Source organism: Pseudomonas salomonii, assembly GCF_900107155.1.
Classification (GTDB): Bacteria; Pseudomonadota; Gammaproteobacteria; order Pseudomonadales; family Pseudomonadaceae; genus Aquipseudomonas; species Aquipseudomonas salomonii.
This window is the reverse complement of record NZ_FNOX01000006.1, coordinates 220,865-243,339: the sequence shown is the minus strand read 5'-3', so window position 1 is coordinate 243,339 and position 22,475 is coordinate 220,865. Positions and strand designations below refer to the sequence as shown.

Annotated in this window: 22 protein-coding genes; 15 read left to right on the top strand and 7 right to left on the bottom strand. The window is 61.1% G+C overall.

Annotated features, from left to right (window positions below; all coding sequences use genetic code 11):
* The first annotated feature begins 71 nt into the window (after positions 1-71).
* The 13 genes from nuoC to BLV67_RS15535 all read left to right on the top strand — a co-directional run bounded on the left by nuoC (position 72) and on the right by BLV67_RS15535 (position 14,757).
* Complete coding sequence (gene nuoC, locus BLV67_RS15595; protein ID WP_069788239.1) at positions 72-1,856, top strand: NADH-quinone oxidoreductase subunit C/D; 1,785 nt, start codon at positions 72-74, stop codon at positions 1,854-1,856.
* 2 nt (positions 1,857-1,858) lie between these two features.
* On the top strand, positions 1,859-2,356 hold the full coding sequence (gene nuoE / locus BLV67_RS15590) for an NADH-quinone oxidoreductase subunit NuoE (RefSeq protein ID WP_056861694.1): 498 nt from the start codon (positions 1,859-1,861) through the stop codon (positions 2,354-2,356).
* A complete protein-coding gene (nuoF, locus tag BLV67_RS15585; RefSeq protein WP_069788240.1) occupies positions 2,353-3,708 on the top strand; it encodes an NADH-quinone oxidoreductase subunit NuoF in 1,356 nt (451 codons plus the stop codon). Before nuoE ends, nuoF begins: the two co-directional genes overlap by 4 nt.
* Before the next feature lie 135 nt (positions 3,709-3,843).
* The gene (gene nuoG / locus BLV67_RS15580) at positions 3,844-6,558 is read left to right on the top strand and encodes an NADH-quinone oxidoreductase subunit NuoG (protein ID WP_069788241.1); all 2,715 of its coding nucleotides are present in this window, start codon (positions 3,844-3,846) and stop codon (positions 6,556-6,558) included.
* The gene (nuoH, locus tag BLV67_RS15575) at positions 6,555-7,562 is read left to right on the top strand and encodes an NADH-quinone oxidoreductase subunit NuoH (RefSeq protein ID WP_017137518.1); all 1,008 of its coding nucleotides are present in this window, start codon (positions 6,555-6,557) and stop codon (positions 7,560-7,562) included. The genes nuoG and nuoH overlap by 4 nt, the downstream gene beginning before the upstream one ends.
* A gap of 11 nt (positions 7,563-7,573) precedes the next feature.
* A complete protein-coding gene (nuoI, locus tag BLV67_RS15570; protein WP_003174725.1) occupies positions 7,574-8,122 on the top strand; it encodes an NADH-quinone oxidoreductase subunit NuoI in 549 nt (182 codons plus the stop codon).
* Positions 8,123-8,131: 9 nt separating this feature from the next.
* The gene (nuoJ, locus tag BLV67_RS15565) at positions 8,132-8,635 is read left to right on the top strand and encodes an NADH-quinone oxidoreductase subunit J (RefSeq protein WP_017137519.1); all 504 of its coding nucleotides are present in this window, start codon (positions 8,132-8,134) and stop codon (positions 8,633-8,635) included.
* A 2-nt stretch (positions 8,636-8,637) separates the two neighbouring features.
* A complete protein-coding gene (nuoK, locus tag BLV67_RS15560; protein ID WP_069788242.1) occupies positions 8,638-8,946 on the top strand; it encodes an NADH-quinone oxidoreductase subunit NuoK in 309 nt (102 codons plus the stop codon).
* Complete coding sequence (gene nuoL, locus BLV67_RS15555) at positions 8,943-10,796, top strand: NADH-quinone oxidoreductase subunit L (RefSeq protein WP_069788243.1); 1,854 nt, start codon at positions 8,943-8,945, stop codon at positions 10,794-10,796. The genes nuoK and nuoL overlap by 4 nt, the downstream gene beginning before the upstream one ends.
* A gap of 64 nt (positions 10,797-10,860) precedes the next feature.
* Positions 10,861-12,393, top strand: coding sequence for an NADH-quinone oxidoreductase subunit M (gene nuoM / locus BLV67_RS15550; RefSeq protein WP_017137522.1), 1,533 nt, complete (start codon positions 10,861-10,863; stop codon positions 12,391-12,393).
* Between the two features lie 7 nt (positions 12,394-12,400).
* Entirely contained in the window at positions 12,401-13,864 is a 1,464-nt protein-coding gene (gene nuoN, locus BLV67_RS15545; RefSeq protein WP_017137523.1) for an NADH-quinone oxidoreductase subunit NuoN, read from the top strand.
* A gap of 238 nt (positions 13,865-14,102) precedes the next feature.
* A complete protein-coding gene (locus tag BLV67_RS15540) occupies positions 14,103-14,453 on the top strand; it encodes a type II toxin-antitoxin system RelE/ParE family toxin (protein ID WP_065931183.1) in 351 nt (116 codons plus the stop codon).
* Complete coding sequence (locus tag BLV67_RS15535; RefSeq protein WP_065931182.1) at positions 14,443-14,757, top strand: helix-turn-helix domain-containing protein; 315 nt, start codon at positions 14,443-14,445, stop codon at positions 14,755-14,757. The genes BLV67_RS15540 and BLV67_RS15535 overlap by 11 nt, the downstream gene beginning before the upstream one ends.
* A gap of 281 nt (positions 14,758-15,038) precedes the next feature.
* Here BLV67_RS15535 and BLV67_RS15530 read toward each other — a convergent pair whose 3' ends face one another.
* Positions 15,039-15,791 carry an outer membrane beta-barrel protein gene (locus tag BLV67_RS15530; RefSeq protein WP_056861692.1) on the bottom strand — a complete coding sequence of 251 codons (753 nt, stop codon included), beginning with the start codon at positions 15,789-15,791 and terminating at the stop codon, positions 15,039-15,041.
* Positions 15,792-15,915: 124 nt separating this feature from the next.
* Positions 15,916-16,749 (bottom strand): arylamine N-acetyltransferase family protein, encoded by an 834-nt coding sequence (locus BLV67_RS15525; RefSeq protein WP_069788244.1) that lies wholly within the window; start codon positions 16,747-16,749, stop codon positions 15,916-15,918.
* A 120-nt stretch (positions 16,750-16,869) separates the two neighbouring features.
* On the opposite strand from BLV67_RS15525, the gene BLV67_RS15520 reads away from it, so the two are divergent.
* Positions 16,870-17,106, top strand: coding sequence for a DUF6555 family protein (locus BLV67_RS15520; RefSeq protein ID WP_017137532.1), 237 nt, complete (start codon positions 16,870-16,872; stop codon positions 17,104-17,106).
* Positions 17,107-17,595: 489 nt separating this feature from the next.
* Here BLV67_RS15520 and BLV67_RS15515 read toward each other — a convergent pair whose 3' ends face one another.
* Complete coding sequence (locus BLV67_RS15515) at positions 17,596-17,796, bottom strand: DUF6021 family protein (protein WP_065931024.1); 201 nt, start codon at positions 17,794-17,796, stop codon at positions 17,596-17,598.
* Between the two features lie 15 nt (positions 17,797-17,811).
* A complete protein-coding gene (locus BLV67_RS32960; protein ID WP_163005435.1) occupies positions 17,812-17,988 on the bottom strand; it encodes a hypothetical protein in 177 nt (58 codons plus the stop codon).
* Between the two features lie 117 nt (positions 17,989-18,105).
* Between BLV67_RS32960 and BLV67_RS15510 the strand changes: the two genes are divergently transcribed.
* A complete protein-coding gene (locus BLV67_RS15510; protein ID WP_069788246.1) occupies positions 18,106-18,627 on the top strand; it encodes a DUF3087 domain-containing protein in 522 nt (173 codons plus the stop codon).
* Here BLV67_RS15510 and BLV67_RS15505 read toward each other — a convergent pair whose 3' ends face one another.
* The 3 genes from BLV67_RS15505 to BLV67_RS15495 all read right to left on the bottom strand — a co-directional run bounded on the left by BLV67_RS15505 (position 18,628) and on the right by BLV67_RS15495 (position 22,464).
* Positions 18,628-19,755, bottom strand: coding sequence for an MFS transporter (locus BLV67_RS15505; RefSeq protein ID WP_056858533.1), 1,128 nt, complete (start codon positions 19,753-19,755; stop codon positions 18,628-18,630).
* Positions 19,756-19,821: 66 nt separating this feature from the next.
* Positions 19,822-21,186 (bottom strand): MFS transporter, encoded by a 1,365-nt coding sequence (locus tag BLV67_RS15500; RefSeq protein WP_069788247.1) that lies wholly within the window; start codon positions 21,184-21,186, stop codon positions 19,822-19,824.
* Between the two features lie 402 nt (positions 21,187-21,588).
* Positions 21,589-22,464 carry a Dyp-type peroxidase gene (locus BLV67_RS15495; RefSeq protein ID WP_065931028.1) on the bottom strand — a complete coding sequence of 292 codons (876 nt, stop codon included), beginning with the start codon at positions 22,462-22,464 and terminating at the stop codon, positions 21,589-21,591.
* Positions 22,465-22,475 lie beyond the last annotated feature (11 nt).

Sequence of the window (22,475 nt, the reverse complement as noted above, 5' to 3'; positions counted from 1 at the left end):
TCCAGCCCGCTTCTTTTATAGAACGAAAACCTGGCTTCATTCTTTACGTTGACCGAAAGCGATAAAAAACCATGACTACAGGCAGTGCTCTGTATATCCCGCCTTATAAGGCAGACGACCAGGATGTGGTTGTCGAACTCAATAACCGTTTTGGCCCTGACGCCTTCACCGCCCAGGCCACACGCACCGGTATGCCGGTGCTGTGGGTGGCGCGCGCCAAGCTCGTCGAAGTCCTGAGCTTCCTGCGCAACCTGCCCAAGCCGTACGTCATGCTCTATGACCTGCATGGCGTGGACGAGCGTCTGCGCACCAAGCGTCAAGGCCTGCCGAGCGGCGCCGATTTCACCGTGTTCTACCACTTGATGTCGCTGGAACGTAACAGCGACGTGATGATCAAGGTCGCGCTGACCGAAAGCGACTTGAGCATCCCGACCGTCACCGGTATCTGGCCGAACGCCAGCTGGTACGAGCGTGAAGTCTGGGACATGTTCGGCATCGACTTCCCGGGCCACCCCCACCTGACGCGCATCATGATGCCGCCGACCTGGGAAGGTCACCCGCTGCGCAAGGACTTCCCGGCGCGCGCCACCGAATTCGACCCGTTCAGCCTCAACCTCGCCAAGCAGCAGCTTGAAGAAGAGGCTGCACGCTTCCGTCCGGAAGACTGGGGCATGAAGCGCTCCGGCACCAACGAGGACTACATGTTCCTCAACCTGGGCCCGAACCACCCTTCGGCTCACGGTGCCTTCCGGATCATCCTGCAACTGGACGGCGAAGAAATCGTCGACTGCGTGCCGGACATCGGCTACCACCACCGTGGTGCCGAGAAGATGGCCGAGCGCCAGTCGTGGCACAGCTTCATCCCGTACACCGACCGTATCGACTACCTCGGCGGCGTGATGAACAACCTGCCGTACGTGCTGTCGGTCGAGAAGCTGGCCGGTATCAAGGTACCGGACCGCGTCGACACCATCCGCATCATGATGGCCGAGTTCTTCCGGATCACCAGCCACCTGCTGTTCCTGGGTACTTACATCCAGGACGTTGGCGCCATGACGCCGGTGTTCTTCACCTTCACCGACCGTCAACGCGCCTACAAGGTGATCGAAGCCATCACCGGTTTCCGCCTGCACCCGGCGTGGTACCGCATCGGCGGTGTGGCCCACGACCTGCCGAACGGCTGGGAGCGCCTGGTCAAGGAATTCATCGACTGGATGCCCAAGCGTCTGGACGAGTACCAAAAGGCTGCGCTGGACAACAGCATCCTCAAGGGCCGTACCATCGGCGTCGCGCAGTACAACACCAAAGAAGCCCTGGAATGGGGCGTCACCGGTGCCGGCCTGCGTTCCACCGGTTGCGACTTCGACCTGCGTAAAGCACGCCCCTACTCGGGCTACGAGAACTTCGAGTTCGAAGTGCCGCTGGCGGCCAATGGCGATGCCTACGACCGTTGCATCGTGCGCGTTGAAGAAATGCGCCAGAGCCTGAAGATCATCGAGCAGTGCATGCGCAACATGCCGGCAGGTCCCTATAAGGCGGATCACCCGCTGACCACGCCGCCGCCCAAAGAGCGCACGCTGCAGCACATCGAAACCCTGATCACGCACTTCCTGCAGGTTTCGTGGGGCCCGGTGACGCCGGCCAACGAATCCTTCCAGATGATCGAGGCGACCAAGGGTATCAACAGTTATTACCTGACGAGCGATGGCGGCACCATGAGCTACCGCACCCGGATTCGTACCCCAAGCTTTGCCCACTTGCAGCAGATCCCTTCGGTGATCAAAGGCGAGATGGTCGCGGACTTGATTGCGTACCTGGGTAGTATCGATTTCGTTATGGCCGACGTGGACCGCTAAGCATGAACAGCACGCTTATCCAAACAGATCGTTTCACTTTGAGTGAAACCGAGCGCTCGGCCATCGAGCACGAGCTGCATCACTACGAAGACCCGCGCGCGGCGTCGATCGAAGCCTTGAAGATCGTCCAGAAGGAACGTGGCTGGGTGCCGGACGGCGCCCTCTACGCCATCGGCGAGATCCTCGGCATTCCCGCCAGCGACGTTGAAGGGGTGGCCACGTTCTACAGCCAGATCTTCCGTCAGCCGGTCGGCCGCCACATCATTCGCGTGTGCGACAGCATGGTCTGCTACATCGGCGGCCACGAATCGGTGGTCAGCGAGATCCAGAACAAGCTGGGCATTGGCCTCGGCCAGACCACTGCGGACGGCCGCTTCACGCTGCTGCCGGTGTGCTGCCTGGGCAACTGCGACAAGGCGCCGGCGTTGATGATCGACGACGACACATTCGGTGACGTGCAGCCTGCTGGCGTGACCCAATTGCTCGAGGGCTACCCATGACCCTTACATCTTTCGGCCCGGCCAACCTGATCAAGCGTTCGCCTGAGACCCACCCGCTGACCTGGCGCCTGCGTGACGACGGCGAGCCGGTATGGCTCGACGAGTACCAGGCCAAGAACGGTTACGCGGCGGCGCGCAAAGCCTTCGCCGACATGGCCCAGGACGATATCGTCCAGACCGTCAAAGACGCCGGCCTTAAAGGCCGCGGCGGTGCAGGCTTCCCCACCGGTGTTAAATGGGGCCTGATGCCCAAAGACGAATCCATCAACATCCGTTACCTGCTGTGCAACGCGGACGAGATGGAGCCCAACACCTGGAAAGACCGCATGCTGATGGAGCAACTGCCCCATCTGCTGATCGAAGGCATGCTGATCAGCGCCCGCGCGCTGAAAACCTACCGGGGCTACATCTTCCTGCGTGGCGAATACACCACCGCCGCCAAGCACCTCAACCGTGCGGTGGAAGAAGCCAAGGCCGCCGGCCTGTTGGGCAAGAACATCCTCGGTTCGGGTTTTGACTTCGAACTGTTCGTGCACACCGGCGCCGGGCGTTACATCTGCGGTGAAGAAACCGCACTGATCAACTCCCTCGAAGGCCGCCGCGCCAACCCGCGCTCCAAGCCGCCCTTCCCTGCCGCCGTCGGCGTGTGGGGCAAGCCGACTTGCGTGAACAACGTTGAAACCCTGTGCAACGTGCCGGCGATCATCGCCGACGGCGTCGACTGGTACAAATCATTGGCCCGCGCAGGCAGCGAAGACATGGGCACCAAGCTCATGGGTTTCTCCGGCAAGGTCAAGAACCCTGGCCTGTGGGAGCTGCCGTTCGGCGTGACCGCACGCGAGCTGTTCGAGGACTACGCCGGCGGCATGCGCGACGGTTACACCTTGAAAGCCTGGCAGCCAGGCGGCGCCGGTACCGGCTTCCTGCTCCCTGAGCACCTCGACGCACAAATGTATGCCGGCGGCATCGGCAAGGTCGGCACCCGGATGGGTACGGGCCTGGCGATGGCGGTGGACAACACCGTGAACATGGTCTCGCTGCTGCGCAACATGGAGCAGTTCTTCTCCCGCGAATCCTGCGGTTTCTGCACCCCGTGCCGTGACGGTTTGCCATGGAGCGTGAAGCTCTTGATGGCGATCGAGAACGGTGAAGGCCAGCCAGGCGACATCGAGACCCTGCTGGGTCTGGTCGGCTTCCTCGGCCCAGGCAAGACGTTCTGTGCTCACGCACCGGGCGCCGTGGAGCCATTGGGCAGCGCTATCAAATACTTCCGCTCGGAGTTCGAAGCCGGCATCGCGCCTGTCAGCGCCGCCGTCCCGCCTCTGGCAAGGCCGATCGTAGTCGGCGCGTAACGCTTTAAAGGGCGAAGGGTCCGTGCCCTTCGCTTTCTCATGGGCTGACGCCGTAAAGGCTGTGTTGATGCCCATGAATAACAAGATTCCATTAGCCACGCCCGCTGACAACGGGCCAACGAAGAACTTTGAACCATGGCCACTATCCACGTAGACGGCAAAGCGCTCGAAGTCGATGGGGCAGACAACCTGTTACAGGCATGTCTCTCACTAGGCCTCGACATCCCGTATTTCTGCTGGCACCCCGCGCTTGGTAGCGTCGGTGCCTGTCGCCAGTGTGCGGTCAAGCAATACACCGACGAGAACGACACCCGTGGTCGTATCGTCATGTCCTGCATGACCCCAGCCACCGACAACACCTGGATCTCCATTGAAGATGAAGAATCCAAGGCGTTCCGCGCCAGTGTCGTCGAATGGCTGATGACCAACCACCCGCACGACTGCCCGGTCTGTGAGGAAGGCGGTCACTGCCACCTGCAAGACATGACGGTGATGACCGGCCACAACGAGCGCCGTTATCGCTTCACCAAACGCACGCACCAGAACCAGGACCTCGGCCCGTTCATTTCCCACGAGATGAACCGCTGCATCGCCTGCTACCGTTGCGTGCGTTTCTATAAAGACTACGCCGGCGGCACCGACCTGGGCGTATTCGGCGCCCATGACAACGTGTACTTCGGTCGCGTTGAAGACGGCGTGCTCGAAAGCGAGTTCTCCGGCAACCTCACCGAGGTCTGCCCGACCGGTGTGTTCACCGACAAGACTCACTCCGAGCGCTACAACCGTAAGTGGGACATGCAGTTCTCGCCGAGCATCTGCCACGGCTGCTCCAGCGGTTGCAACATCTCCCCGGGCGAGCGCTACGGCGAACTGCGTCGTATCGAAAACCGCTTCAACGGTTCGGTCAACCAGTACTTCCTGTGCGACCGTGGCCGTTTCGGCTACGGCTACGTCAACCGCGAAGACCGCCCACGCCAGCCGCTGTTGGCCGGTGGCGCCAAGCTGAGCCTGGACGATGCGCTGGATAAAGCCGCCGACCTGCTGCGCGGCCGCAACATCGTCGGTATCGGTTCGCCGCGTGCCAGCCTCGAAAGCAACTACGCGTTGCGCGAGCTGGTCGGTGCCGAGCACTTCTACTCCGGTATCGAAGCCGGTGAGCTGGAGCGCATCCGTCTGGTCCTGCAAGTGCTGAACGACAGCCCGCTGCCAGTCCCGAACATGCGCGACATCGAAGACCACGATGCGATCTTCGTCCTCGGCGAAGACCTGACCCAGACCGCCGCGCGTATTGCGCTGTCGCTGCGTCAGTCGGTCAAAGGCAAGGCCGAAGACATGGCCGACGCCATGCGCGTTCAGCCTTGGCTCGACGCCGCCGTAAAAAACATCGGCCAGCACGCGCTGAACCCGCTGTTTATCGCGAGCCTGGCTGAAACCAAGCTCGACGACATCGCCGAAGAATGCGTTCACGCCGCACCGGATGACCTGGCCCGCATCGGTTTCGCCGTGGCCCACGCCCTCGACGCCAGCGCGCCTGCCGTCGACGGCCTGGACACTGAAGCCGTTGAACTGGCCCAGCGCATCGCCGACGCCCTGCTCGCGGCCAAGCGCCCATTGATCATTGCCGGTACCTCGTTGGGTTCCAAGGCACTGATTGAGGCTGCTGCGAACATCGCGAAGGCCTTGAAGCTGCGCGACAAGAACGGTTCCATCAGCCTGGTCGTGCCGGAAGCCAACAGCCTCGGCCTGGCGATGCTCGGTGGCGAGTCCCTGGACGCGGCCCTGCAAGCGGTGATCGACGGCAATGCCGACGCCATCGTGGTACTGGAAAACGACCTCTACACCCGCACCGATTCAGCCAAGGTCGACGCCGCGCTGGACGCTGCCAAAGTGCTGATCGTGGCCGACCACCAGAAGACCGCTACCAGCGAGCGTGCCGACCTGGTACTGCCAGCCGCCACCTTCGCCGAAGGCGACGGTACGCTGGTCAGCCAGGAAGGCCGCGCCCAACGCTTCTTCCAGGTGTTCGATCCGAAGTACATGGACGCCAGCATCCTGGTTCACGAAGGCTGGCGCTGGCTGCATGCCCTGCGCGCGACCCTGTTGAATCAACCGATCGACTGGACCCAACTCGACCACGTGACCGCTGCTGCCGCCGCAAGCGCCCCGCAGCTGGCCCGTATCGTCGACGCTGCGCCGTCCGCCTCGTTCCGCATCAAGGGCATGAAACTGGCCCGTGAACCGCTGCGTTACTCCGGCCGTACGGCCATGCGCGCCGACATCAGTGTGCACGAACCGCGTACCCCGCAAGACCCGGACACCGCGTTCGCCTTCTCCATGGAAGGTTACTCGGGCTCGGTCGAGCCACGTCAGCAGGTGCCATTTGCCTGGTCGCCGGGCTGGAACTCGCCGCAAGCCTGGAACAAGTTCCAGGACGAAGTCGGTGGTCACATCCGCGCTGGCGACCCGGGCACCCGCCTGATCGAAAGCACCGGGGATTCGCTGAACTGGTTCGCTGCGGTACCGCGTCCGTTCAACCCGGCCCAGGGCACCTGGCAGGTTGTGCCGTTCTTCCACCTGTTCGGCAGCGAAGAGACCTCTTCCAAAGCCGCGCCGGTGCAAAGTCGCATTCCTGAAGCCTACGTGTCGGTGGCCAAGTCCGAAGCCGACCGCCTGGGCGTCAACGACGGTGCCCTGCTCAGCCTGAACGTGGCTGGCAAGACCCTGCGTCTGCCGCTGCGCATCAACGATGAGTTGGGTGCGGGCCTGGTTGCACTACCTAAAGGCCTTGCCGGTATTCCGCCTGCGATCTTTGGCCAAACCGTTGACGGTCTGCAGGAGGCAGCGCAATGACTTGGTTCACGCCGGAAGTAATTGACGTGATCATCTCGGTGGTCAAGGCCATCGTGATCCTGTTGGCCGTGGTCGTTGCGGGCGCCCTGCTCAGCTTCGTCGAACGTCGCCTGCTGGGCTGGTGGCAGGACCGTTACGGTCCGAACCGCGTTGGCCCATTCGGCATGTTCCAGATCGCCGCCGACATGCTGAAAATGTTCTTCAAGGAAGACTGGACCCCGCCGTTTGCCGACAAGGTGATCTTCACCCTGGCACCGGTCGTGGCCATGAGTGCCTTGCTGATCGCCTTCGCGATCATCCCGATCACTCCGACCTGGGGCGTGGCGGACCTGAACATCGGCTTGCTGTTCTTCTTCGCCATGGCCGGTTTGTCGGTCTACGCGGTGCTGTTCGCCGGTTGGTCGAGCAACAACAAGTTCGCCCTGTTGGGCAGCTTGCGGGCCTCGGCCCAGACCGTGTCCTACGAAGTGTTCATGGGCCTGGCGCTGATGGGCATCGTGGTGCAGGTCGGCTCGTTCAACATGCGCGACATCGTCGAGTACCAGGCGCAGAACCTGTGGTTCATCATTCCGCAGTTCTTCGGCTTCTGCACCTTCTTCATTGCTGGCGTCGCCGTGACTCACCGTCACCCGTTCGACCAGCCGGAAGCGGAACAGGAACTGGCCGACGGTTACCACATTGAATACGCCGGCATGAAATGGGGCATGTTCTTCGTTGGTGAGTACATCGGCATCATCTTGATCTCGGCCCTGCTGGTCACGCTGTTCTTCGGCGGCTGGCACGGTCCGTTCGGCATCCTGCCGCAGTTGGCGTTCTTCTGGTTCTTCCTGAAGACCGCGTTCTTCATCATGTTGTTTATCCTGCTGCGCGCTTCCATTCCGCGTCCACGATACGACCAGGTGATGGATTTCAGCTGGCGCTTCTGCCTGCCGCTGACCCTGATCAATTTGCTGGTGACGGCTGCCGTTGTGTTGTTGAACACGCCAGCCGGCGCGGTTCAGTGAGGATTTGACCCATGTTCAAATATATTGGCGACATCGTTAAGGGTACCGGTACCCAGTTGCGAAGCCTGGTGATGGTGTTCGGTCACGGCTTTCGCAAACGCGACACCCTGCAATACCCGGAAGAAGCGGTGTACCTGCCGCCGCGTTATCGCGGCCGCATCGTACTGACCCGCGACCCCGATGGCGAAGAGCGTTGTGTAGCCTGCAACCTGTGCGCGGTGGCGTGTCCGGTGGGTTGCATCTCCCTGCAGAAAGCTGAAACCGAAGACGGTCGCTGGTACCCGGACTTCTTCCGCATCAACTTCTCGCGCTGCATTTTCTGCGGCCTCTGCGAGGAAGCTTGCCCGACCACCGCGATCCAGCTGACACCGGATTTCGAGATGGCCGAGTTCAAACGTCAGGACCTGGTGTACGAGAAAGAAGATCTGCTGATCTCTGGTCCCGGTAAAAACCCTGATTACAACTTCTATCGTGTTGCAGGTATGGCCGTTGCCGGTAAGCCCAAGGGCGCCGCACAAAACGAAGCCGAGCCGATCAACGTGAAGAGCTTGCTGCCTTAAGGAAGAAAGATGGAATTCGCTTTCTATTTCGCGTCCGGTATTGCAGTGGTGTCCACGCTTCGCGTGATCACCAACACCAATCCTGTGCACGCCCTGCTCTACCTGATCATTTCGTTGATCGCCGTGGCCATGACGTTTTTCAGCCTCGGCGCACCGTTCGCCGGTGTGCTGGAAGTGATCGCCTACGCCGGCGCCATCATGGTGCTGTTCGTGTTTGTGGTGATGATGCTCAACCTGGGGCCGGCCTCGGTCGCCCAGGAACGCGTCTGGCTCAAGCCCGGCATCTGGCTCGGCCCGGTCATCCTGGCAGCGCTGCTGCTGGGTGAACTGCTGTATGTGCTGTTCGCTCACCAGAGCGGCCAGGCCATCGGCCACACCACCGTAGACGCGAAAGCCGTGGGCGTCAGCCTGTTCGGCCCGTACCTGCTGGTGGTCGAACTGGCTTCGATGCTGCTGCTCGCGGCAGCCATCACCGCCTTCCACTTGGGCCGCAACGAAGCCAAGGAGCAATGACGATGCCTGCTATCCCTTTGGAGCATGGTCTGGCGGTCGCCGGCATCCTGTTCTGCCTTGGCCTGGTCGGCCTGATGGTTCGCCGTAACATTCTGTTCGTGTTGATGAGCCTGGAAATCATGATGAACGCCGCCGCACTGGCGTTCGTTGTTGCAGGTAGCCGATGGGCGCAGCCGGATGGGCAAGTCATGTTCATTCTGGTGATCAGCCTGGCAGCCGCCGAGGCCAGTATCGGCCTGGCGATCCTGCTGCAACTGTATCGTCGCTTCCACACGCTTGATATCGACGCTGCCAGTGAGATGCACGGATGAACATGATCTTTCTGACTTTCGTATTTCCCCTGATCGGTTTCCTGCTGCTGTCGTTCTCCCGTGGACGCTGGTCGGAAAACCTGTCTGCCCTGATCGGTGTGGGTTCCATTGGCCTGTCGGCCATCGTGGCCGCCTACGTCATCTGGCAATTCAACGTGGCGCCGCCGGAAGGCGGCCACTACACCCTGGTGCTGTGGCAGTGGATGTCGGTGGACGGCTTCAAGCCCAACTTCGCCCTCTACGTCGACGGCCTGTCGATCACCATGCTCGGCGTGGTGGTGGGTGTAGGCTTCCTGATCCACCTGTTTGCGTCCTGGTACATGCGCGGTGAAGCGGGCTACTCGCGCTTCTTCTCGTACACCAACCTGTTTATCGCCAGCATGCTGTTCCTGGTCCTCGGCGATAACCTGTTGTTCCTGTACTTCGGCTGGGAAGGCGTGGGCCTGTGCTCGTACCTGTTGATCGGTTTCTACTACAGCAACCGCAACAACGGTAACGCGGCTCTCAAAGCCTTTATCGTCACCCGCATCGGTGACGTGTTCATGGCCATCGGCCTGTTTATCCTGTTCCAACAGGTGGGCACGCTGAACATCCAGGAACTGCTGGTGCTGGCACCGCAGAAATTCCAGGTCGGCGACTTCTGGATCACCCTCGCAACCCTGATGCTGCTGGGCGGCGCCGTGGGTAAATCGGCGCAACTGCCGTTGCAAACCTGGCTGGCGGACGCGATGGCCGGTCCTACGCCGGTGTCGGCGCTGATCCACGCTGCAACCATGGTAACCGCCGGTGTCTACCTGATCGCGCGTACCCACGGCCTGTTCACCCTGGCGCCGGAAATCCTGCATCTTGTAGGGCTGGTCGGTGGTGTGACCCTGGTTCTGGCGGGCTTCGCCGCGCTGGTACAGACCGACATCAAGCGTATCCTCGCCTACTCGACCATGAGCCAGATCGGCTACATGTTCCTGGCCCTGGGCGTTGGCGCCTGGGACGCGGCGATCTTCCACCTGATGACCCACGCCTTCTTCAAGGCCCTGCTGTTCCTTGCCTCGGGTGCGGTGATCGTTGCCTGCCACCACGAGCAGAACATCTTCAAGATGGGCGGCCTGTGGAAGAAACTGCCATTGGCCTACGCCAGCTTCATCGTCGGTGGCGCCGCCCTGGCAGCCCTGCCGTTGGTGACCGCAGGTTTCTACTCGAAAGACGAAATCCTCTGGGAAGCCTTCGCCAGCGGTAACCAGAACCTGCTGTATGCAGGCCTGGTGGGTGCGTTCATGACCTCGCTGTACACCTTCCGTCTGATCTTCATCACCTTCCACGGTGAAGCCAAGACCGAAGCACACGCAGGCCACGGCATCTCCCACTGGTTGCCACTGTCGGTGCTGATCATCCTGTCGACCTTCATCGGCGCCATGATCACCCCGCCGCTGGCCGGTGTACTGCCGGAAAGCGCCGGCCATGCCGGTGGCGCTGCCAAGCACAGCCTGGAAATCGCCTCGGGCGCCATCGCCATCGCAGGTATCCTGCTGGCTGCCCTGCTGTTCCTCGGCAAGCGTCGCTTCGTGACAGCGGTGGCCAACAGTGGCATTGGCCGCTTCCTCTCGGCCTGGTGGTTCGCTGCGTGGGGCTTCGACTGGATCTACGACAAACTGTTCGTCAAGCCATACCTTGCGATCAGCCACCTTCTGCGCAAAGACCCGCTCGACCAGACCATCGGTTTGATCCCGCGCGCCGCCAAGGCCGGTCACACCGCCCTGAGCCGCAGCGAGACAGGCCAATTGCGTTGGTATGCAGCTTCCATGGCCGTCGGTGCCGTGCTGGTGATCGGCGCCATCGTGGTGGTGGCGGTATGACCATGTCTATGAACCTTGCGAACATTGCCTACTTTGCGAACTTGCAAAAGGAAACGAGCCCGTCATGATTCTGCCCTGGCTAATCCTGATCCCCTTTATCGGCGGCCTGCTCTGCTGGATGGGTGAACGCTTCGGCGCCACCCTCCCCCGCTGGATTGCGTTGCTGACCATGTCCCTGGAACTCGCGCTCGGCCTCTGGTTGTGGGCGCACGGTGACTATTCATTCGCTCCGGCACCGGGTGTCGATCCAACCTTCGCGCTTGAATTCAAGCACGTGTGGATCCAGCGCTTCGGCATCAACGTGCACCTGGCCCTCGACGGCCTGTCGCTGTTGATGATTTTGCTGACCGGCTTGCTGGGTATCCTCTCGGTACTTTGCTCCTGGAAAGAAATTCAGCGTCACGTGGGCTTCTTCCACCTGAACCTGATGTGGATTTTGGGCGGCGTTGTCGGCGTGTTCCTGGCGCTGGACCTGTTCATGTTCTTCTTCTTCTGGGAAATGATGCTGGTGCCGATGTACTTCCTCATCGCGCTCTGGGGTCACAGTTCTTCGGACGGCAAGAAAACCCGGATCTACGCGGCGACCAAGTTCTTCATCTTCACCCAGGCTTCCGGCCTGATCATGTTGGTGGCGATCCTGGGTCTGGTACTGGTCAACTTCAACAACACCGGCGTGATTACCTTCAACTACGCCGACCTGTTGAAGACCAAGATGTCCCTGACCACCGAGTACATCCTGATGCTGGGCTTCTTTATCGCCTTCGCGGTGAAGCTGCCGGTGGTGCCGTTTCACTCCTGGCTGCCTGATGCTCACGCCCAGGCGCCGACCGCAGGTTCCGTCGACCTCGCCGGTATCCTGTTGAAGACCGCTGCTTATGGTCTGCTGCGTTTCGCCCTGCCGCTGTTCCCGAATGCCTCGGCCGAGTTCGCGCCGATCGCCATGACCCTGGGTCTGATCGGGATCTTCTACGGTGCGTTCCTGGCTTTTGCGCAAACCGACATCAAGCGTCTGATTGCCTTCTCGTCCGTTTCCCACATGGGTTTCGTACTGATCGGCATCTACTCCGGCAGCCAACTGGCGCTGCAAGGCGCGGTGATCCAGATGCTGGCCCACGGTGTTTCGGCCGCCGCACTGTTTATTCTCAGTGGTCAGCTGTACGAGCGCCTGCACACCCGTGACATGCGTGAAATGGGTGGCGTGTGGTCGCGCATCGCGTACCTGCCGGCCATCAGCCTGTTCTTCGCCGCCGCATCCCTGGGCTTGCCGGGCACCGGTAACTTCATCGGCGAGTTCCTGATCCTGATGGGTTCGTTCGTGCACACGCCGTGGATCAGCGCCATTGCTACCTCGGGCCTGGTGTTTGGTTCGGTCTACTCGCTGATCATGATCCACCGCGCCTACTTCGGCCCGGCCAAGTCCGACACCGTCCTGCAAGGGATGGATGCTCGCGAACTGATCATGGTGCTCGGCCTTGCGGTGCTGCTGATCTACATCGGTGTGTACCCGCAACCGTTCCTGGACACTTCTGCCGCGACGATGCATGGCGTGCAGCAGTGGATCGGCACCGCCTTCTCTCAACTCGCTTCGGCCCGGTAAGAGCGCTATGGAATTCACGATCCAACACTTTATCGCGCTTGCGCCGCTGCTGATTACCAGCCTCACCGTTGTGGCGGTGATGCTGGCAATCGCCTGGCGCCGCAATCATTCGCAAACGTTCCTGCTGTCTTGTGCCGGGCTTAACCTGGCCTTGCTGTCGATCATCCCGGCACTCAAGGTCGCGCCATTGGCCGTGACGCCGCTGATGATGGTCGATGACTTCGCGCTGCTGTACATCGCGTTGATCCTGGTTGCCACCCTGGCCTGCGTCACCCTCGCCCACGCCTACCTCGGCGAAGGCGGCACCGGCTACCCAGGCAACAAGGAAGAGCTGTACCTGCTGATTCTGCTGGCTGCGGCCGGTGGCATCGTGCTGGTCAGCGCTCAGCACCTGGCCGGCTTGTTCATCGGCCTGGAACTGCTGTCGATCCCGACTTACGGCCTGGTGGCCTACGCCTTCTTCAACAAGCGCTCCCTGGAAGCCGGCATCAAGTACATGGTGCTGTCGGCTGCCGGTTCCGCATTCTTGTTGTTCGGTATGGCCCTGCTCTACGCCGAAGCCGGCAACCTGAGCTTCACCGGTATCGGTCACGCCCTGGCGGCTACCAACATGCCCGCGCCGATTGCCCAACTGGGCCTGGCGATGATGTTGATCGGCCTGGCGTTCAAGCTGTCCCTGGTGCCGTTCCACCTGTGGACCCCGGACGTGTACGAAGGCGCCCCGGCGCCCGTGGCCGCGTTTTTGGCCACGGCGTCGAAGGTTGCGGTGTTTGCGGTGATGGTGCGTCTGTTCCAGATCTCGCCTGCGGCCAACACCGGCGTGCTGAGCACCGTGCTGACCGTGATTGCCATTGCGTCGATCCTGTTCGGTAACCTGCTGGCCCTGACCCAGAACAACCTCAAGCGTCTGCTCGGTTATTCCTCCATCGCACATTTCGGCTACCTGCTGATCGCCCTGGTGGCGAGCAAAGGCCTGGCCGTGGAAGCCATGGGTGTGTACCTGGTCACCTACGTGATCACCAGCCTCGGCGCATTCGGCGTAATCACGCTGATGTCCTCGCCGTTCAAAGGCCGTGACGCCGACGCCCTGTACGAATACCGCGGCCTGTTCTGGCGCCGTCCGTACCTGACCGCCGTGCTTACCGTGATGATGCTGTCCCTGGCCGGTATCCCGCTGACCGCAGGCTTCATCGGCAAGTTTTACATCGTGGCTACCGGTGTTGAAGCCCACGAATGGTGGCTGGTAGCGTCGTTGGTACTGGGCAGCGCCATCGGCGTGTTCTACTACCTGCGCGTGATGGTCACCCTGTACCTGATCGAGCCAAACCTGCGCCGTGTAGACGCCGAGCTGCATTGGGAACAGAAGGCAGGCGGCGTGATGCTGCTGGCCATCGCCCTGCTCGCGTTCTTCCTGGGCGTATACCCACAACCGTTGCTCACCCTGGTGCAGCACGCGGTGTTGGGCGTTTGATCGCTTAGCGTGACGCGGTAAACAAAACGGCGCCTTCGGGCGCCGTTTTGCGTTTCTGAGGATCAATTCTTTCGCCTGCTCATACTGTAGAAATTTCCTTCATCTACTACCTATTCGTCTGGCATCTACTCGCTGAAGGCGGCCTTATGGTGGTTGCGTTTTAGGAAAGTTCCCACAGCCCGGTCACTTGACCCAAGGCGCGTGGGCCACCACACTATACGCAGGCTACGTACAGAACATGGATGCTCTATTTATCGAATTGCCGGCCTTTGAACGGCATCGCAGGGACTATCTGAGTGACGAGCTATTCCAGGGCTTTCAACAGGAGTTGATGAAGAACCCGCAAGCAGGCGACGTGATCGAGGGAACCGGCGGGTTGCGCAAGGTCCGTTTCGTCGACGAGCGACGCAACAAAGGCAAACGCGGGGGCTTGCGGGTCATTTACTACTGGTGGTCGGGCGGCACGCAATTCTGGTTGTTCACCCTGTACGGCAAACACGAACAGGACGACCTTACCCCCAACCACAAGAAAGCCCTAAAACACCTGCTGGACAGGGAAATCAAAGCGAGAACACATGATGAAACGTGAAATCTTTTCCGAACTGGTCGAAGGCTTCGACGCCCTGGCCGAAGAGCGCCAAGGCAAAGTCACCCTGCGGACCCACAAGGTCCATCTCAACAACCTGGCCCCCCTGAGCGCCGACGAAGTGGTGGCCGTGCGCCAACAGCTCAACCTCTCGCGCTCGGTGTTCGCCATGTACCTGCGCACCAACGTGCGCACCCTGGAAAACTGGGAACAAGGCCGGGCCAAGCCCAATGCCCAGGCCACCACCTTGATCCGGCTGGTGGCACGCTTTCCGGAAACCGTGGCACAGCTGGCTGCACTAGGCTAAAGAAGCACCCCGTGGTGATCCGGCTTGCAGTGCTGAACGGCTGGTTGTGGCGAGCGGGCTTGTTGTGGCGAGCGGGCTTGCCCCGCGTTGGAGCGCGCAGCGCTCCCAGCAAAAAACAAAGTCACCCCGCTCGTGGGTAATGCCCGACGCGATCGGCCCAACCCCAAGCCGGTTATCACGTGCGGACCAGGCAATCGGCGCGCTTTTTAATTCGCCAAACAGCAGGGCTCGGGCGGACAGTCGAATGCGGGGCGTTGGCCGCCCCGCATTCAGGCATGCGCTTAGAACGCGATACCGACTTTAAAACCGTACTCGTCGCGCTTGAGCTTGGTGTTGTCGGCGACATAGGAGTCGTCGTCCAGCTTGTATTCGGTACGCGTGTAATACAGGCCCGCCATCACCGGCAAGTCACCTTTCTGGTTCATCAGCAGGCTGACTTCGGCGTACGGGTTGGTGCGGTCCTTGAGGTCCACCGTGTCGCTGCCCAGGCCATCGACCTTGAGCTTGGCCCGGCCGTCGATGGTGCGACGGGCACCGGCTTCGACGCGCAGGGTCATGTCATCGAACTGGTGGTTGTAACCCAGCGCGGCCTTGGCGAACGGCGATTTGTTGGTGAGCTTGACGTCGTAATCGTTGGTGTCCGGCTCGTAACGGGTCCAGCTGTAGCCACCACCGACGATCACGTCGACGAAGTTGCGCGCGTCCAGCGCGGCACGCCAGCCAAGGTCCAGGTCAGCCTGGCCTTCCTTGAGTTTATTGCTACTTTTTTCGCCGTATTTGGCTTCGATACCGGCTTGGTAAATAAAGCCGGACTCGGCGGTGAGCTTGTTGCCGAAGTTGTAGAACAGGCCCGCTTCGGGCATGTGGTCCTTGTCGCTTTCGCTGCCACCTTCGAGTTTGAAGTCGTTATAGCTGCCCTGCAGGCCCAGGACGGAAATCGGGCCAGTCGGTGCTGCGGCGAACACCACAGCAGGCGCGGTGACCAGCGCCAGCAGCGAGGAACCCTTGAGGAATTTTCCGAATAGCTTGGACATCGTTTTACATCTCCTTGTCTGGTGAGCAAATTATTCAGGAAACGGTTCGAACCTCGGCGTTTGCCAAAGGTTCGAATTAATTTGCATTGACATGAAGGTAAAACGGTTCAGCGAAGGCTCTAGCTCAAGGCTCCCTAGAATTTGCCACTACTAAGCTATCAAGGGCTTGGCGAAGTTGCGGATGCTTCGGCAAACAAATACCGAAGGTGCCCTGCAGCAATTCCAGTAACTCATCGGCACTTTCGACTGCGCGTTTTTCGCTGGGCTGGTCAAGGCAATGAACCGCGTAATTAGCATTGGCCAAGGTATGCCGTTTACCCGGCGCCAACCGCGCCGCTTTCAGTTGCCCGACGAAAACGGAAGCCGGGTGCGTCGACACGTACCAATTGCCGATGGTGTAGTCGATATCGGCCTGCACTTGCAGGTCGAACACATATAAGCCTCGCCATTCCTCGCCCACCAGCGCCCACAGGGTGTAATCGGCACCGTTGAAGGTCAGGCGATAAGGTTCATGGGCGGTGGCCTGGGGCACCTCGGTGTCCAGCCGCAACGGGCTGCTGGGCACCATGCCGCCGAAGCCGACATCGGTGACATAACGCACGCCGTCCAGGGTCACCAGGCTCAGGCGATGGGTGCGCCCGGTACGTGCATCAGGCGGCCCGCCCATCACCACCCAACCGGTCAGCCCGCGGGCGTCGAAACCCAGCTCCTGCAACAGCGCCAGGAACAGATAGTTAAGCTCGAAACAGTAACCGCCACGCCCGTCCAGCAGGACCTTTTGCTCAATGCTGGGCAGATCGATCGACACCGGAGCATGCAGCAATGTCGACAGGCTCTCAAAGGCGAAGGTGCAGACGTGCCGCAGCTGCAGGTCCTGCAGGGTTTTAAGCGTTGGGGGCGGGGGCGAGTCGTAGCCCAGACGCTGCAGGTAGAGCTGGCTGTGAGTCAATCGGGACATGGCGCGATCCTTGGGCACGTGACGAGTGCGTCACTATGCCGCGCCAGCGTGCGGCTTGTCATTTTGAGTGAACCTTTTAGAAAGCCCGCCTATCCATCTATAACAAGACAGGGAGGCAACATGAGTACCGCAAAAATCTACACCATTCACTATCAACTGCACGGTCAACCGAAATCCTTTGTGGTGCGCGCCGAAGTGATGAATAACGCTGAAGCGTGGCATTGGGCGGCGGTCGATGCCGATATTGCCCATGTCAGCCGCATAGGGCGCGTGGGGCATGAGCAGGTCAAGAAAACTACCCGGCCCTGGGCGGAGAAGTTTGGGATCAGCGAGGTTACCTGGGTGCCGCCCAAGTAGGTTTCGTTTGGATGTGATCAAGCCCCGCTATTGCGGGGCTTGGTTTTTGGGGGGTGTCGGTGGTGTGCATATCCGTTGCTGCGGTAACGGCTGCCTAGGGTTCCGCTCTTACATTGGGTCACTTTTGCAAGGACGCAAACGTAACCAAAAGGTCCTCGCCGGTATGACACACCAAGGTGTCTGCATCGCAGGCAAGCCACCTCCCACAAAAAAGCAGCTCTTCAGTGTATGTAAATTCGCTTTTTGCTTTTGATCTGAGACGCCCCGTCAACCACGGTGGCCGAACGCAGGCTTGAATCCGTGGCCCACGGATTCTAGCCTTCGTTCTGGCACACCGAGCATTAGCGGGGTGCCGAGTGGTGGGGCGCAGGCCTTTAGGTTACTTTTGGCTGGGCCGGCATTCCGGGCGTTTGCCAAAAGTGACCCGCCGTCAGGGCGGAACCCTGAGTAGCCGTTACCGCAGCAACGGATATGTACACCAAACCAAAATCACCCAGGCTTCTTAAGATCCCCCAACGGATCATAATCCACCTTTTTGCGCTGCACCTTGTCCTTATCCAACGGCGCAATCGCCGGCCCAACAGGATCAACCTGCGGGTCCGACACATCAGGCGAATCCGGATCAAACCCCAATTCATCCTCGCCGCTGGCATGCTCGCCCGAACCCGGGCCTTTTGGATGATTACTCACAGTCACCTCCTGAACCTATAGCGGGCGCGCTCTGTCATGCAGGTTTTCAAGGTCTTCCTCAACCCGCTCAACATCATCGTCCTGACGTTCGGCCGGGTCATTGGGGCGCAACGCATCGTTGTCGCGCTCCTCTTCTCCCGGCGTACGGTCAGGGTTGGGTGTACCCGGCGGCGGTTGCTTGTACTCAGACATGATGGCTTACCTCAAAAGGGCTACACAGATTTAGAGAAACCACCCCAAGCCATGGTTCAACTTGTTTGCCCAAAGCATGCGAAGATGCCACCCCGCCTTTCTTGAGACCTGACCCGGATGTTCGAGCTCAACCCCTGCGACCCCGCCACCTTCCGCCAACAAACCCGCCGCAGCACGCTGATCATCGCCGTGCTGTTCATGGCCCTGGCCATGCTGCTGTCGACCCTCGCGGTGATGCTGTTCGGCGAACCCGGCGGCGACAATTTTCGTTTCAATGTCGGCGGCGTATTCGCCGGGGTATTGATCACCGTCGCCCTGGTGCGCGGCCCATTCTGGACCCAGCCATGGCTGGTGCCTGCCGTGTACGGCTGGCGGCTCAAGCGCACTCTGATGCGCGTGACCAATGTGATGCACACGGTAAAGGAACGCGTGCAAGCCAACGATCCCACCGCCCTCAAGGTCCTGCGTTTTTATCACCTGGGGCTGACGCAGATGCATGAGCTGGACGCCAACTCCAGCGCCCAGGCGCAACTGGTCGGCGAGATGCAAGCCCATCGAGCGAAAATGCAGGCACTGGAGATCGACACCGACCAAACCCGCTTCGACCCCAGCTGGCTGGAAGGCTTTAAAAAACCATAATCAGCTGGAAACCTTCGCGCGCCAGCAGAACACGGCGCTGACGGCAATCGCCGCGCCCGCCAGGCCAAACACCCACGGCGCCGACGCCACCGGCAGCAGCAACCCCGCCATCAGCGGCCCGAGGCCGGCGCCGACGTCACGCCATACCGCGTTGGAGGCCAACGCCGAAACGCGCATTGAGCCAGGGTTGCGCTCGGCCACCAAGGTGGTCACCAGTGGCAGTTGCAAGGCGCGCAGCACCAGCACCGCGGCCGCGCCGACGATCACCCAGTAACTGCCAAATGCCGTGAGCGCCAAGGCACTCAAGAACGAAAACAACAGCAGCATCGAGGTGGCGCCAAAACGCTGCGCCGCACGCCCTCCCAGCGGGCTCAGAAGCATCTCCGAGGCATAGCGCAGGGCCATCAGGCCGCCGGCGATCAGAACCGCATCGCCGCCAAGAATCTTCTGCGCCTGGATCGACAAGCCGAAGATAAACAGCCCGTCCAACGCCACGCCTTCGATAAACGACCACACCGCCACGCTGTCCGGCCACTTGAAGCGCCGCCCGGTGCTGTGCAAATCATGCCCGGCGGTGGGCAAACCACGCGCCACCCAAAGGCCCGCCAGGCAGCAGCCGGCCAGAATCAGGAAGATAGGTCGCGGCCCGGCCCACAGGGTCAGCCAGCCACCCAGCGGCAGTGCCAGCATCGGCCCCAGGGCGATCACCGCCCTGGAGCGCCCTGCCCTGCGCGCCGCGCCAGCAGGCTCAGAAGTGGCAAGCACTTGGGTCGACAGGTTCAGCGCGGCAAAACACAGGCCCCAGATCAGCCGCAGCCCCAACAAAGCGGCAAAACCTGACAGCATCGAGTTACCCAAGGCGCACACCGTGGCGGCACCGGCGGCAATCATGCAGGTCAGCCGGTCGCCATTACGGGCGTAGAAATTCAATACATGGCGGTAGCCGAAAATCCGCACCAGGCGGTTGGCTGCCAGCAACACCCCGGCCTGGGCCAGGGTGATGCCGAAGGCCTGGGATTCCATGGGCAGCAGCAAATACAGCAACACATCGCTGGGCAGGCATAACGCGAGGGTCAGTGCGGCACGTCGGGAGGTGGTATCAGCAGTGCGTAGGGCCAGGCTGGACATAAATCTGAAACATCCCGAAATATTCAGGCCGCCACGTTAGCGTTGCCGCCGCGTGTTTTACAAGGGCTAAACCTTGTGTTTATACGGCAACAGGCGCAGCCCACTGGCCACACTGCCCACCAGCGCAAACCCACAGCCCAGCCACAGCGCGTACTGCGGGCCGCTGCCCAGGGAGAGGTGAAAGCAGAACGCCACCAACGACGCCCCCAGCGTTTGCCCCAGCAAACGTGAAATCGCGACGATGCCACTGGCCCCGCCGCTGCGGGCCAACGGCGCGCTGGTCATGATCGCCTTGAGGTTGGGTGACTGGAAAAAACCGAAACCGGCGCCGCACAAGGCCATGCGCCAGCCGATATCAAAGGCGCTGGCACCGCTGCCCAAGGTCGCCAACGCTGCCATGCCCGCGCTGAGCATCAGCAAACCGATGCCGCACAACAGCCCCAGCGACACACGATCCGCCAGACGCCCCGCCACCAAAGCCATCACCGCCACCACCGCAGGCCATGGTGTCATCAGAAAACCGGTTGCCACCTGGCTATGACCGAGCACCGCCTGCAACAGAAACGGCAGTGATACAAAGGCCAGGCCCTGAGCACTGAACGCACAGATGGCCGTGAGGGAAGACAGCGCAAACACCGGGCGCTTGAACAAGTCCACGGCCAGCATCGGCGCCGGGTGACCGACTTCACGGCGCAACAGCCATGCACCGCACACCATCGCCAGCGCAATCAAACCGAGGGTCAGTGTGCCTTGGGCGCCATGCACCGCCGTGCCCAGGCCCAGTACCAACAGCGCGAACAGGCCGGCACACAACAGCGCCGACCACCGATCGAACGCGTGGCCGGTCAACGGCAGTGTCGGCAATGAACGCAGGCCCAACCCCAGGGCAAGCAGCCCCAGCGGCACGTTGATCAGGTACAGCCAATGCCAGCTCGCCACCGACAGAATCGCCGACGCGGCGGTCGGCCCCAGCGTGAAGGCCAGCCCCACCACCAGCGAGTTATAGCCCAGGCCGCGCCCAAGCATTTTTGACGGGTAGATATGCCGCAACAACGCCGTGTTGACACTCATCACCGCCGCCGCCCCCAGCCCTTGGGCCACCCGCGCAGCGGTGAGGGTCAGCAAAGAACCGGCCAACCCGCAAAACAGCGACGAGACAATAAACAGCAGTAAACCGCCGAGGTACACGCGCCGGTGGCCGAGCACATCACTGAGCGACGCGAACGGCAGCACCGTGGCGATAATCGCCAGCTGGTAGGCGTTCACCACCCAGATCACCGAGGCCGAATCAGTGCCGATACCCTGTGCCAGCGTCGGCAGCGCCGTATTGACGATGGCGGTGTCCAGGGTTGCCATGCCAATGCCCAAAGACAAGGCGATCACCGCCGGCAAGCGTTTATTGGAAGGCAGCCCATCGGCAACAGAAGACATGAACAATCCGCACAGGTGACAAAAGCCATTAGATTACGGGCTGGGCGGTTTTTTTTCAGTGGCCAATTGCCTGGCTGTCCGAATTTTCATGTTTGCCGGCGTCATTCAACGATCAACTTACTGCCCAACCACCCGGCCAGGTACTCACCGGCCTGGGCCACGCCCGCCTCTTCACCCAGGCGCGCCACCAGAAACTCGCACACCGCCAAATCCCCAGCGTTTTATTCGGCACCTCGAACGGCACCATTAGAACTATTCGTGTTTGCGAACGCGCAGTGCGGGGCGTGATCCAGGCACCCACACAAATCAAACGGTGGGCGCTGGCTTGCCTGCGATGCAGGCACCTCGGTGTTTCACGCAGGCCGAGTTGATGCTATCGCAGGCAAACTGGCTCCCACCGTTTTAGAGAGTGGCGGCCTGGGAGAGTGCGCTCAAGTCCAAATGCCCATCCTTGACCGGCGGGCACCAGTAATACCCACCGGTCAACGGCGTACTGATCCGATACAACCCATCCACAATCCCGTCTTCCAACCCGCTCATGCGCCGCAATTGCGCTTCAAACGCATCGAAGGAATGCCCAAACGCCAGGAACATCAACCCTGCCTGGCCGTTCTCGGCCCACGGCATCGAGCGGCGCACTACAAAGGCTTGCGGGGTAAAACTTTCCTGGGCGGTACGCTTGGTGTGAGCGGATTCGGGGGCGTCGTCCAGCTCTTCGTTATCGCCATGGCGGCGGCCGATGATGTGGTCACGCGCCTGGGCGGGCAACGCGGCAAAACCGTCGAGGTCGTGTTGCCATTGCTGGATCGCGGCAAAGCTGGCGCCGCTGTCGGTCAGGGCGGCTTCGACGGCGGCGTCGTCGTGGGGGTTTTCGGTGCCGTCTTCGTAATCGGTCAGATCGAAGCCGGTTTTGTAGCGAAAGCCTTCGGTCATCTGCACCAGCCGGAATGCCGGGGCCAGGGCTTTTTCAAATGCGCGGCTGCGCAGCAGCAGTTCACCGCGATCCACACCGTGCAGCCACACCCACAACGCCTGCTGAGTAGACGGGTTATGTGCGCCGGGGCCCGTGACCGTGGGGAATGCGCGCAGCCCTTCAATGTGCGCGCCGAGCGAAGTCACCAGCGGCTCGCCAAAACCGACCACTGCGCCCGCATCCGTCAACTGCACCAACGCGTCCAACGCGGCGGGTACGGCTGCCGATACGTCAACGGCAAAAAACAGATGGCGTGCCTGCAACGGCACCGGTGCGGCAAGAATGCCCGGCTGGTAGTGACTCATGTGAACTCCTT